13 protein-coding genes are annotated in these 13,209 nt (G+C 38.6%); 2 read left to right on the forward strand and 11 right to left on the reverse strand.

Features of this window, described 5'->3' with window-relative positions; translation table 11 throughout:
• Nucleotide 1 precedes the first annotated feature (1 nt).
• Complete coding sequence (locus BLO34_RS03940; protein WP_090752777.1) at nt 2–814, forward strand: prohibitin family protein; 813 nt, start codon at nt 2–4, stop codon at nt 812–814.
• Between the two features lie 48 nt (nt 815–862).
• Here the strand turns inward: BLO34_RS03940 and BLO34_RS03945 are convergent, their stop codons facing one another.
• From BLO34_RS03945 to BLO34_RS03960, 4 genes are all read right to left on the reverse strand, one after another.
• A complete protein-coding gene (locus BLO34_RS03945) occupies nt 863–1,429 on the reverse strand; it encodes a hypothetical protein (RefSeq protein ID WP_090752779.1) in 567 nt (188 codons plus the stop codon).
• 5 nt (nt 1,430–1,434) lie between these two features.
• Nucleotides 1,435–2,526 (reverse strand): OmpA family protein, encoded by a 1,092-nt coding sequence (locus BLO34_RS03950; RefSeq protein ID WP_157686662.1) that lies wholly within the window; start codon nt 2,524–2,526, stop codon nt 1,435–1,437.
• A 63-nt stretch (nt 2,527–2,589) separates the two neighbouring features.
• On the reverse strand, nt 2,590–2,994 hold the full coding sequence (locus BLO34_RS03955) for a thiol-disulfide oxidoreductase DCC family protein (RefSeq protein WP_090752782.1): 405 nt from the start codon (nt 2,992–2,994) through the stop codon (nt 2,590–2,592).
• Nucleotides 2,994–5,159, reverse strand: coding sequence for an endonuclease MutS2 (locus tag BLO34_RS03960; RefSeq protein WP_090752784.1), 2,166 nt, complete (start codon nt 5,157–5,159; stop codon nt 2,994–2,996). The genes BLO34_RS03955 and BLO34_RS03960 overlap by 1 nt, the downstream gene beginning before the upstream one ends.
• A 157-nt stretch (nt 5,160–5,316) precedes the next feature.
• On the opposite strand from BLO34_RS03960, the gene ung reads away from it, so the two are divergent.
• The gene (gene ung, locus BLO34_RS03965; protein ID WP_090752786.1) at nt 5,317–5,988 is read left to right on the forward strand and encodes a uracil-DNA glycosylase; all 672 of its coding nucleotides are present in this window, start codon (nt 5,317–5,319) and stop codon (nt 5,986–5,988) included.
• Nucleotide 5,989: 1 nt separating this feature from the next.
• Here the strand turns inward: ung and BLO34_RS03970 are convergent, their stop codons facing one another.
• The 7 genes from BLO34_RS03970 to BLO34_RS04000 all read right to left on the reverse strand — a co-directional run bounded on the left by BLO34_RS03970 (nt 5,990) and on the right by BLO34_RS04000 (nt 13,068).
• Complete coding sequence (locus tag BLO34_RS03970; RefSeq protein ID WP_090752789.1) at nt 5,990–6,865, reverse strand: substrate-binding domain-containing protein; 876 nt, start codon at nt 6,863–6,865, stop codon at nt 5,990–5,992.
• Nucleotide 6,866: 1 nt separating this feature from the next.
• The gene (gene ppk1, locus BLO34_RS03975) at nt 6,867–8,936 is read right to left on the reverse strand and encodes a polyphosphate kinase 1 (protein ID WP_231959554.1); all 2,070 of its coding nucleotides are present in this window, start codon (nt 8,934–8,936) and stop codon (nt 6,867–6,869) included.
• 4 nt (nt 8,937–8,940) lie between these two features.
• Nucleotides 8,941–9,819, reverse strand: a complete 879-nt coding sequence (locus BLO34_RS03980) for a nucleoside phosphorylase (RefSeq protein ID WP_090752793.1) — start codon at nt 9,817–9,819, stop codon at nt 8,941–8,943.
• Entirely contained in the window at nt 9,812–10,207 is a 396-nt protein-coding gene (locus tag BLO34_RS03985; RefSeq protein WP_090752795.1) for a Rid family detoxifying hydrolase, read from the reverse strand. Before BLO34_RS03985 ends, BLO34_RS03980 begins: the two co-directional genes overlap by 8 nt.
• 85 nt (nt 10,208–10,292) lie before the next feature.
• Nucleotides 10,293–11,441: a peptidylprolyl isomerase gene (locus tag BLO34_RS03990; protein WP_090752797.1), complete on the reverse strand. Its 1,149-nt coding sequence runs from the start codon at nt 11,439–11,441 to the stop codon at nt 10,293–10,295.
• Between the two features lie 72 nt (nt 11,442–11,513).
• A complete protein-coding gene (gene gldI, locus BLO34_RS03995; RefSeq protein WP_231959555.1) occupies nt 11,514–12,038 on the reverse strand; it encodes a gliding motility-associated peptidyl-prolyl isomerase GldI in 525 nt (174 codons plus the stop codon).
• Between the two features lie 4 nt (nt 12,039–12,042).
• Nucleotides 12,043–13,068 (reverse strand): DHH family phosphoesterase, encoded by a 1,026-nt coding sequence (locus BLO34_RS04000; RefSeq protein WP_090752803.1) that lies wholly within the window; start codon nt 13,066–13,068, stop codon nt 12,043–12,045.
• Nucleotides 13,069–13,209: the final 141 nt, after the last annotated feature.

Consider the following 13,209-nt stretch of genomic DNA (forward strand, 5'->3'; position numbering starts at 1 on the left):
TATGGAGAGATTACCTAGAGCAGCCATTTTTGCAATTATTGGCGTTGTTTTATTTATCATTATTGTCATCAAAAGTTCTGTGGTCATCGATGCTGGTCAAGCTGGAGTTTTGTTTAGACCTTTTAGCGACGGTGTTGATACTGAAAACACATATGGTGAAGGTTTTCACATTATTGCACCATGGAACGATATGATCATCTATCCCGTGAGACAACTGTCTGTAAGCGATAAAATGAAAGTGTTATCTGTGAATGGATTGGAAGTTCAGGTGGACGGTACAGTTTGGTATCAACCACAGTATGATAAGCTTCCTTATTTACACCAGGAAAAAGGACGTAATTATGAAACCGAGATTCTTGAACCTGCTATAAGCGCAGCAGCAAGAAGCGTGGTAGGTCGATATACACCAGAACAATTATATTCTAGTAAACGCGACGTCATTCAAACCGAAATTCTGGATGAAGTTCGTAGAGAATTGAAAACTCAATATGTACAGGTAAACCGTGTTCTTGTTGAAGATGTAACATTACCACCTAAAATTAAAGAGGCTATTGAACGCAAGCTGCGACAGGAGCAAGAGTCATTGGAATATGAATTCCGTTTAACTAAGGCAACAAAAGAAGCAGAGCGTCAAAAGATTGATGCTGAAGGTAAAGCAGTAGCAAATACAATTCTAAGTGCATCCTTAACTGATAAGATTCTAACTGAAAAAGGAATTGAAGCTACTTTGCAGTTAGCACAATCACCAAATGCCAAAGTTGTAGTTGTAGGTTCTGGAGACAGTGGATTACCAATCATTCTAGGTAATCAATAACAAGCTTAGTTGAATATTTTTGAATCAGGCATGAAAGCCATCTAGCTTTTATGCCTGATTTTCTTTTGCTGATAATTGTTGTGCTTGCCCTTTCCAATCATCTCTTTGGATTCTGCCAGGAAAGAAATCAATCAAAGCTGTTATAGCTTCCATATCTTTTTCAGTCATATTTGCTAGTTGGCTAAAATTGTAAATACCAATAGAATTCAATTTCTCTTCAATGAATGGGCCTATTCCAACAATCTTTTGAAAGTCATCCTTATTGTGGCGATCACCACGACCTAATGATTGGAAGTCCAATCTATCTTCTGCAATAGTCAATTTAGCATCATTGCTCAAGGAACCAGAACGTTCCCTAGTTTTTAACGCTCGAATAGGACCTGGCCTACTTAATTCATCAATTTCAATGCGTTTGCTGGTATCGCCTTTTTCTATAGCCGAATTTTCATTGTCTTTTTCAGGAGTTGACGATGCAAGTGGTACTGCCACTTTCTCTGTCTTAACGACAATAGTTTTATTGGATGAGTTCCCAAAGAAATAACCAATCACAAAGGCACCAAACAACATCATCACTAGAATAGCATAGAAAGTCCAATTGGCCAGAATATCTTCCATATCTATTATTTGATTACAAGTATTACACTTAAATTATTTCCAGAGCCACCAGCATTTTGCTCACCACGAGCTACTGATTGAATTCTATTTGATGATATACCACTTTGTAGAAGAATTTTTCTTACTGTACCAGCGTTATCCCTAGAGATTGCATAATTATCATTAGCATCACCTTCATTATCAGTGTAGCTGTAAGCATAAACTTTACTTCCAGGATTTTCACTCAATAATTTCTTTATCGTGGTGGAGTAGGACGTAAACTTTTGATCTCCATAAAAATACTTCCCTTGAAATCCAGATGTGAACTTCCTAGAAGCAAGAACTGCTTTTGTCTCTGTAGCTCCATCAGTAGAAGAAGGCGTTGAATTCTCAGTAAGATCTGTTGAGGATGAATTGGTGGATATGCGCCCATTGATTTCCATAGCAACACCGCCGTTAGCAGAACCAGAACTAAAATTAAGATTATTTACCGCAGAGGTAGCAATAATTCTATCTGCAGGAATTCCTGTATTGGTCAATAAGTTTTTTAAATAATCTGCTCTACCAGTCCCAGTGTTTGGCGACTCGATGGGATCCGTATATCCGGTAATCTTTAAAGTTGAACCAGGGTTTTTGTCCAAAAACGATTTAATACTAATTCCATACTCTCTACAGGAATAAGGGATTTTTACACGACCCTGATTTTGAAAAACCACTGAGAATGCACTGCAATCAATCAGTTTGGAATTATCAGGTAAAGAGATATTAAATGGTACTGCTGGGCGATTTATATTTTCAGCATTCAAATCATCACTTTGCTGGTTAATGCCGTTTAAGTCATCTAGTTCAAGTCCTGAAGAATTATCTGTAGAATTATTTAAGGAATCAGTCGACTCTAATTGGATATCACTCATATCCTCAGTGCTTGTTGCTCCTAAATTAGTAGAATCTTCAAAAGATAAATCTGTAGCAATTCCTACATCACTTAATTCTTCATTTGATTGGTTCAAAGCGTCACTTCCAAAGGTATAAGTATCGCCCATCGTGTAGGAAAGAAGTCCTATACACAAAACGGCATAAAAAATAAAAACCAAGAGGCCTACAAAAAAACTCTTCACTTCAAAAGATTTTGATAAAGATAACTGCTTAAGTCATAAGTTCACCAACATGTTAACTATAAGTTAATGCTGATCCAAAAATTTAGATTTTAAATCAGTTGTAGGAATCATGCAATTGTCTTTTTTACCGAACCAATCATACCTATTTCTAGCTATAAAATCGTAAACCGTGTTTGTAATGAATTTAGGTAAAATGACAAAAATGTAAACTAAAGAAATAGGGCCTTTCAAGTCCTTAGCGATGCGCAAAGCAGCACTAGCTTTTATGTAAGCCTTGTTTTCTTTGATCAAGATAATGCTATCGATTTTTGAACGATCAATGTTATGTTTTGCTAAGAGTTCTTCACCTATGTCACTTTGTAATGCGGCAAATCTGAATTCATCTTTAGGATCATGTTCAATAATAAAAGTGACCGCCTTATTGCAGAGATTACAAACGCCATCAAAAAGTACAATCTTCTTTTCCATTATTTCTTTACGGGTTCTAGTTGCTCCAGGCTAACTAAAGTAGTAAACATTCCATAGTTCACGGTTGCCTTACCTTTTTCAATATTATCAATGGTTCCTATGGATTTTGAATCGATTAACCGTACGCGCTCATTGAGCTTAAAAGTATGTTTTGGTTTCTCTTCAACCACAACTTTCGGCTTTTCTGCCTGCCGTTCTTTGCGTATTTTGGTGACTTTTTGGATCACTTCATTTTCCACTTGTTTTTGCTTGCCTTGTGCCTTTTTAGCCTCAGATTTTTTTGCTGGTTTTGGTTGTCGTTTTACATTTTCAGTAATAACCAACTTCATAAGCTCATCCAGTAAAAGGCGCTTCTTTTTATTATTTGAAAAATCCTTAGCAAGCTGGTCAAACTTTTTACCCAGTTGAATGTGCCTTTGATAGGTATCGTATAATTCTTGAAAATCCTCCAGCTTTTGTTTGACTCTATCTTGAGTATCTTCTAATTTGTTCGCAGTTTGCGTTGCGCGCACTTCCTTATCACGCAGGGAAGCATTGTTTTTTCTTAAATCAGATCGCTCTTTTTGCAATGCAGCAATAGATTTATCAAAACGTATTTTACCACGTTCCACTTTCTTTTTGGCCTTGTTAATTAAAGAAAACGGTATCCCATTCTTTTGGGCAACCTCAAAGGTGAAGGAACTACCAGCCTCGCCTAATTGTAATTGATAAATGGGCTCCAGCGATTGAGCATCAAACAGCATATTTGCGTTTGTCATTTCCTCCAGCTCATTTGCAAGCATCTTGAGGTTGGTGTAGTGCGTGGTTATAATTCCGTACGATTTTCTGGCGTATAGTTCTTCCAGCATACTTTCTGCAAGGGCGCCACCTAATTCTGGATCTGAACCAGTTCCAAATTCATCTATAAGAAAAAGTGTTTTATCATCTGCCTTACGCAAAAAACCTCGCATATTCTTCAACCGGTAGCTATAGGTACTCAATTGATTGTCGATACTTTGATTATCTCCTATGTCAGTTAGAATCGTATGGAAAAAACAAACCCTACTTTTCTCATGTACAGGTAGCAGCATACCAGATTGAAGCATCACCTGTAGTAAACCGATTGTTTTTAAGGTGATGGATTTACCACCGGCATTAGGTCCAGAGATTACGATAATTCTGTTTTCTGGCGCTAGTCGTATACTTTGTGGATACGTTTTTTGGTCTCTTTCTTTATTGGCAACCATCAGTAATGGATGGTAAGCATCTACAAGATCTAATTCTAGATGTTCCACGACCATTGGTAATAAACCATTGATTTTACGAGCATATTTAGCTTTTGCAGCAATCACATCCGTCTGTGTGAGATAAGCACGTTGCTCTTCAAAATCTTCAATGAAATACCTCATAAAATCGGTCAGCTCCTTTAGAATGCGCTGTATTTCCTCATGTTCCTCAATCTCTAATTCTGACAGCTTTCGCGAAAGCGTCAAAACACGCTCCGGTTCGATATACGTGATGCTACCCGTTTTTGAGCTGCCCATGATCTTACCTTTTACTCTGCGGCGGTGCATGGAACGTACTGCTAGAACACGCCGATTGTCCACAACACTTTCACGGATCTCATCCAGATATTCCAGTTTGAGATAATGTGTCAAAGCTGCACCAAAGCTGCCGTTGAGCTGTCCACGCACGCTATTCATTTCCCGGCGTAAATCTTTGAGCACGGGTGATGCATCATCCTTTATCTCACCGAATCGATCCAAAATCTCATCCACCTTATCAGGGATTTGAGTGTTGTACTCGATATCTTCTGTTCTAGAAGATAGAACTGGAAATAATTCTGCTGTTTTCTTGAAAAACTTAATGTGTTCATTGACAGATCTAGGCAATATCACTAGCCTGCGAATGCTTTCTTTTTCCAGCACACTATTCTCGATTCCCAGCAGTTGTAACTCGCGATCAATGGGATCAAAACCATGATTGGGAATGGCATAATCAGAATTGAAAGAAGCAAAATATTCACTGGTGTGAGAAAGAGCTTCCATGATGGCGGCTCTATTATCAAGTGGCCTCACTTTTGAAAGTGCGGTTTTGCCGTCATCTGTGCTGCAATAAATGATGGCTTGTTCAACTACTTTGTCAAACTCTATATCCTGTAATGTCTTTCTGGAAATTTTCCTCATATGATTTGACAAAAATAGGGTAGTAGTGCCGTTCCCGTGAGTTGGTTGGTGGTTTTTTAACGGTACTCAATGGTTATAAAGGAAGTTGTGAATAGATTATAGTAGATGATTCTATCATAAATATTATGAGATTGTAACTTTACGGGAAAAGATTATCATGCCCGTGAAAATTGATCCCAGTTGGAAGGAAGTATTGAGAGAAGAATTCAATAAAGAATACTTTGAAAACCTTATCACCTTTGTCAAACAGGAATATGAAACCAAGACCTGTTATCCACCAGGAAATAAAATTTTTGCGGCTTTTGATCGCACGCCTTTTGAAGATGTGAAAGTTGTGATTTTGGGTCAAGATCCCTACCATGGTGCTGGACAAGCTAATGGTCTTTGCTTTTCTGTGGCAGATGGTATTACTCACCCGCCATCCTTGATTAATATATTTAAGGAACAACAACGAGATATCGATTTGAGAAAGCCATACCCTAAATCTGGAAACTTAGAACACTGGGCAGATCAAGGCGTTTTACTTTTGAATGCCACACTAACTGTAGAAGCTGGTAAGGCTGGAAGCCACCAGAAAAAAGGTTGGGAGCAGTTTACAGATCAAGTTATCAAGACACTTGCGGAAGAGCGTGAAAAGCTGGTGTTTATGCTTTGGGGCAGTTTTGCAAAAAGTAAACTAAAATTGATTGATGAGAAAAAGCATTTTGTCCTGACCTCTGGACATCCATCACCTTTGAGTGCCAACCGAGGTTACTGGTTTGACAACAAACATTTCTCAAGATGCAATCGCTATTTAAAGGAACAGGGCAAGAAACCTATTGACTGGTAAACTACTCTTCCTCGTCTGGAAAAGGTAAATTATAAAGAAGATCATCTAATTGAATAGGCTCCTTGGAGATACCTACATTCAAGAATTGTTCACTGATTTTAGCAACTGTTTTTGCATCCAACTGTTGATCTGTAAACTCAGTTCTCAATAGCCATTGTTGTACGTCACCAACCTGCAAATCATAATGTGAAGCTATAGTACGGTCAATGCTCGGTATCTCTTTAAAATCAGCAGAATACTTATTAATTATTTGCAGCATTTTAATCAACGCTTCTTCCTTTTCTGCAATGCATTTGTCTGTTGCAGCAATCACAAAACTGGGCCATGGCGTTGCTATTGTTTCCAGTCTTTTGAAGATACCTTGATCCACATAAGGCTGTGTCATATAGCGTTCCCATAGGAATAATTGTGCCTGGTCTGTACTCAATGATTTAACAGCGCCATCAAGAGTATTCACAAGATCAAATTTTAGCTCATCTGGATTCCAATCATGCCTTTTGGCAAGCAGGAAGCTCATCAAATGAGAACCGCTACCAAAACGACTTATGGCAATCACTGGATCATCAAGTTGAGCAGTATCTTCAATAATTAGGCTTGCTGGAGCGTGTACACCCCACAATAAAGGTGATTCAACATACACCTGTAGAATTTTAGATGGATTGCCAGCTGTTATATCCTTAATGATTCCGTCGGTCAAAATACAGGCCACATCCAACTCGCCATCTCTTAATGCTTGGCACATTCTACCGGTACCTTCTGGTATGTCCTGCCAGTTTAAATCTATGTTCGCTTTCGCGAAAGCGTCATCCTCTATAGCTAGATGCCATGGTAGATTGAAATGTTCTGGAACGCCACCTATATTGATTTTAGTTCTCATTCTATGCGTTGTGTTTTTTCTTCAGATAATTATAAATTACTTGTTGGGAGCGTACTGGATTATCCTTATCAGTCTCTACAAAAGGATTATTTTCTTGAGGTGTATGGATTCGAGCCTTGATATTATCATTCAATTGAACCTCAAGAATCTCATCGAGTTCCTGAAAAATATCTTCGTCATAAATAGGAGCGAGTACCTCTATACGTCTATCAAGATTGCGAGACATCCAGTCTGCACTGCCCATAAACATTAATGGTTCTCCATTATTGTGGAACTTGTAAATACGGCCGTGTTCCAAATAGCGATCCACTATAGACGTCATATGGATGTTGTCGCTTATTTGATCCAGTTGTGGGATCAAGCTTGAAAAACCTCTCACGATCAAACGTATCTTGACTCCAGCCTGGCTTGCCTTATACAACAGCTTTATCATTCCAGGATCTTCCAGCTGATTCATTTTTGCCGTGATACTTGCTGGCTTACCATCTTTGGCAGAGTCTGTTTCTTTGCGAATGAGATCCTCAAAAGTGCTGCGCGTAGTAAATGGCGAAATCAGTAAATGTTTTGCTCTAGGAATAATAAGCTTGCCTTCCAATACTTTGAAAACCCTAGATAAATCTTTGGTAATTTGCTTGTTAGCAGTGAATAAGCCATGATCACAATAGATTTTGGAAGTTTTCGCATTGAAATTTCCTGTTCCTATATAAGCATATCGTTTGGTCTTGTTCTTTTCCTTGCGCAGTACGAGCAGCACCTTGCTATGAACTTTAATTCGCGGATAACTATAAATAACCTGCGCGCCATGTTCCTCAAATATGCGACCCCATTTGATATTGTTTTCTTCGTCAAATCTAGCTTTAGCTTCTACAAAAACGGTTACTTTCTTACCGTTTTTAAGAGCAGTCAATAAAGAATCTGTCAGATCACTCTCGTCTGCAACGCGATACAAACTAATCTTAATCTCCTCAACCTGATCGTCTGTAGAGCTTTGATCAATAAATTTTTGCACGTAATCAAAAGACATAAACGGAAAATGAACCAATTGGTCTTTCTCCTTTATAACATCAAAATAGTTATTGCCATGTAAACCTGAATGCTCTAAAACCTCTAGATCTGGAGCGTGAAGTTCAGGATTATTGGTTGGATCTGGAAAACCAAAAAAGTCGTCAAAATTGTGATAAGCGCCACCAGCTACCATATCAATTTTACCTAACCCAAGACTTTTTCTGATGTTTTTGCGAACGACCTTTGGCATGCCTTCATCGTACAGAAAACGTGTAGGTTGACCATCAGTTCGTTGTTCTAATGACTCGTAAATTTTATCGGCTAATTCTCCTTCTAGTTCTTGGTCAAGGTAAAGTTCTGCATCTCGAGATAGCTTTACAGCATAACATCCTGTTAGCGTTTCCTCCTGAAATAGATGTGGTAATTTCAACTTAATTATATCATCCAGGAAGCAGATGTAGTGTTTTCCATCATTCTGAGCAATTTCAACAAATCTCTGATCCTCATTAGACGGAATGTTTACAATACCATATTTAGATTCATCTTCAAAAGTCACCAACAAAAACAGCCTTTGATTCTCAAGGAATATATCACTGTGCTTGCTGGCTTCAACTAATTGAGATTGGACAATGTCTTTTAAATTCTTGTCAAAATAGGAGAGTGCTTCCTTTTTGAATTGTTGTTTTAATTCGTCTTTTTTTAAAATTACAATTTTGTTGCTTGCGAGTTCTGGAACGATTTGCTCAAAGAATATTTCACCTAAGAGCATTTGTTGATCATGCACTTTGCGTAGTAATTGCTTCACAAATTTTGAAGGTCGCAGCGCTAGTTTTTTACGTAGACTCTTATCAACCCGTTTTAATTGTCGCAATTGAGAAACCCTAACTCTAAAATACTCATCAAGATTAGAAGAGAAGATGGCGATGAACTTTAGCCGTTCATATAAAGGATTGCTAGTGTCAGCAGCCTCTTGAAGCACTCGATCATTGAAGCTAAGCCAATTGATATCTCTATGCTGATACGGGTAATCCTTTAGTTTTTCCACAAGTGCGTTATATGAACTCAAATATTTAAATTGTTGCAATACGATCCAGCGTGAACTGAATCAATTTATCAACCGTTTCATTAGGCTGTTTTGAAAACGCTCCTGTTGCTCGGTTAGCTAGAACGGCGTTCAATGATACAGCTCTATGCCCCAGAAGGGCTGCCATAGCATAGATGCCAGAGGTTTCCATCTCTAAATTTGTAATCTGATGCCCATCATAAGAAAAATTGGTGATGAGTTGTTTCAATTCTTTATTTGACGGTGCTAATCGCAATCGGCGTGATTGTGGTCCGTAGAATCCAACGTTTGTAATAGTTGTTCCGTTCAACATTTCAATAGTTTGAAAATGCTTGGATAGTTCTTTGTTACATTGTACGATGTATGGAGTTGCCATATCATCAGATAGTTGCAACTCTTTGACTAGAGCTGCAGCAAATTTTTTATCCTCGATATCATTATCATACCAATGCAATAAACTGTCAAAGCCGATTCCACGTTGCGATAGCAAGAATGAATCCACCGCAATTTTAGGCTGTACAGCTCCAGTAGTGCCAATTCTAATAATGTCAAGCGTAGTGAGTTGATCCTTCACCTCACGTGATTCAAAATCTATATTTACCAAAGCATCCAGCTCATTGAAAACGATGTCAATATTATCGGTTCCTATACCTGTGGAAATAACACTAATTTCTTTGCCTTTGTAAGTCCCAGTGTGGGTATGAAATTCACGTTTAGCAATCTTATGCTTAATCGTGTCAAAATATTTCGATACCTCTGGAACACGCTCTGGATCACCTACTGTAATGATAGTATGCGCAAGTTGCTCTGGTTTCAAATTCAAATGATAGATACTTCCATCACTATTAAGAATCAGCTCAGAATCAGAAAAGACAGATTTATCCATTGATAGCTATAGCTGAAATTTCTACATTGACGTATTTAGGAAGGTTAGCAACCTCAACAGTTTCTCTTGCTGGTGCGGTATCCTCATTGAAATAACTCCCATAAATCTTATTCACGGTGGTGAAATTTTTCATGTCACTCAAAAATATACTGGTCTTAATCACATGATCAAAACTCATTCCCGCAGCTTTCAAAACCTCTTGCAGGTTTTTCATTACCAGATGGGTTTCTTTTTCAAGGTCTTTAGTCTCTATATTTCCTGTTGTGGGATCAATAGCAATCTGGCCACTGGTATAAAGTGTATGTTGGTGTAAACCTCTCCATAGCACGGCTTGATTATAGGGGCCTATGGGATTAGGAGCTGTTTTTGTATAAATGATTTCCTTCATAATTATAAATATAATGGTTTATGGATGAGCAAAAAAAAACGCACCATTTTCAGGTCCGTTTTTACAATAGATTTAGCTTTTGAGGCTATTGATCGTTTTCCATCAGTTCCATTTCAAAGATCAAATTTGAGTTGGGTGGTATAGGGCCATTTCCAGCTTCACCATAAGCGAATTCTGACGGAATGAAAGCCACAATCTTATCACCATAATTCATTGAAAGTAATGCATCTCTAAATCCTGGAATCGCTGCTGCTTGATTGCTGTATTGTACAGGTATAGGGCGATACATGTTAGCTCTTTCCTTATTAGGATTAAGTGCATCAAATTCTTGAGCCGTTTCAATATCACTACTGTCAAAAAGGTTCCCATTTTCAAGAAAGCCAGAATATTCAAGCAACACTCTCGTTCCTTCTTCTGGTTTTGCACCGGTTCCTTTTGAAACAGTGTAAATCATAACATTGCTGTTGGGAAGTTTACTAGCTTTACTTTTAAGGTCAGCAAATTCTACTGCTTTTGCTTGTCGTTTTGCAGGTGCTGCGGCACGACGGTCTTCAGCTAGTTTTTCTGCTGCTAACCTTTCTTGTTCTGCTAATTCTTGACCTTCTTTAAAAGTTTTTACAGCATCCCATTTTTGAGCATCCTTTCCTTTTCTAATGATTTTGACAGATTTCATTACAACGCTATCTAATGGGCGATTGTCTCTAGGATTAGTCGCAACCGTAGAAATAGAATCGATCACGGCAAGACCTTCAATCACTTTACCAAAAACGTTATAACCTCCATCAAGGTTAGCATTAGGCTCGTCCATGATAAAGAACTGGCTACCATTTGTATTAGGACCCGCATTTGCCATGGAGAGAATTCCTTTCTCGTCATGCTTCAATGTATCAACAATTTCTTGTGCAAATTGATATCCTACTTGTCCAGAACCAGTACCTGTATAATCGCCACCTTGAATCATGAAACTATCGATAACTCTGTGAAATACAAGACCATCATAGTATGGTTTTCCTTTCAAACTATCCAGTACAAACTCGTGGTTACCTTCAGTAAGCGCCACAAAGTTAGCTACGGTGGTAGGTGTTGCTTTGTAGTACAACTCGGCGAGCATGGTTCCTTTGGTTGTTTTGAATTCTGCATAGATGCCATCTTCAATATCAGGATATTCATTTTTACAAGATGCTGCAGTTAAAATAATGGCTAGAATCAATAGTAAGCCGTGAATCTTCTTCATGTTAGAAATTTTAATTTTTATTATAGGGTTTGTGGTTGAGTCCGCTTTCGCGAAAGCGGAACAAATTTAATATTATTTACTCTTATCAATCTTAAGCAATTTCACCGTGCTTTTGATAGGTGTGTGCAGGCCTATGCGTTTCTCGTCACCATAAAAACCGTACGCCGTATAGGAAGGAAAGTAGAAAATCACCTCGTCGTTTACCTGCATAAGTTTCAATCCTTCACGTAATCCCTTGAAAATACCGTATTCCTGCTCCAGGCTCTTTGTTACGGGAGATAGCTCTTCTTCACTGTATATAGTCTCTCCATCTAGCGTCTCCATGTTGTAATTAAACGTGACGCGATCGCCAAATTCGGGACGGTCACCTGCGATGCTGTCCTGGACGATAAAGCGGTAATAGAATCCATTGGGAGAACGGGAAAATTCTGCTGAATCTGCCTCAATCAACTTCTCGATGTAAGCTTCCTCTGCAGCATTTCTTTGCTTGTTGAGTTCTATGGAAAAGTCAGTAGTTGTGCTGGTCTTGCGTTCAATAGGTTCACGTGGCTCCAGATTCTTACAGCCTACCATAACACTGACAAACAGCGCAATCATGATACTATATTTGTGTGCCCTGAAGTGCTTTTTCATAGTCGCGCAATATAAGGATTAATTTGGCTTTAGTCTCTTCCATATTCAGTTCTGACCTGCCGCCAGCGGCATTTTTGTGTCCGCCACCATTCCAGTGTTCACGAGCCATTTGATTGACATCAAAATCACCTTTGGATCGCAGGGAAGTCTTGATAATGCTTTCGTCCTTTTTCTCGATGAAAATCTGAGCAAATACAATGTCATTGAGACTCAAAGCATAGTTCACAAAACCTTCTGTATCGCCTTTCTGGAAATTGTTGTCGTCCAGCTCTTCTTGCGTCAACGTGATAAAAGCGGTACGTAATTCTGGTAAAACTGTCAGATTGTTCAAGGCTACTCCTAAAAGCTTCATGCGGGATGGCGTGTTCACATCATAAATCTTACGGTTGATGGCCTCACTTTCTGCACCTTTATCCACTAGATCTGCAGCTACTCTCAATGTGGTAGATGTTGTAGATCTATATTTGAAACTGCCTGTATCAGTTAAAATACCGGTATAGAGGCTGGTCGCCATAGCGGGATCGATCGTATCAAGTGCTTTCATTTTATCAAGAAAATGATACATCATCTCACACGTACTACTCATGCTGGTATCGCTATACATATAGGTAGCAAAGTCATCTGGCTGCTGATGATGGTCAATCATTACAAAGGTCGCATTTGCCGCAGAAAGCGGTTTCTCCATATCACCGGCACGATGGAAGGCATTATGATCCAGAATAAATATAAAATCTGCTGTTGCAATCAATTTATCAGATTCATCGCGAGTCTGTTCATAGTTGAGGATGTCCTCACTATAAGTCAACCAGGATAGAAATGATGGAAAATCATTAGGTGAGATCATGGATACTTGATGATTCCCCTTTTTAAGATAACCATACAAAGCCGTTATGGAGCCCACAGCATCACCATCCGGACTTTTGTGGGGAACAATAACTATCTTTTTAGGTGAGGACAATTCAGCTTTGAGCTTTTGTATTTCTTGATCTTGCATAGACTGCAAAAATAGGATTTCTAGTACTCAGATACAGATCCTATAGTCCTTAAGTGAAATGATGAATAGCCAAAAAATCCCAAATGAATTGTCCTAAGCCTTTTATATACCGTATTTTTGCACCGCAATTTTAAAAACAGT

It is taken from the genome of Nonlabens sp. Hel1_33_55 (genome assembly GCF_900101765.1).
In the GTDB taxonomy this organism is placed as follows: domain Bacteria; phylum Bacteroidota; class Bacteroidia; order Flavobacteriales; family Flavobacteriaceae; genus Nonlabens.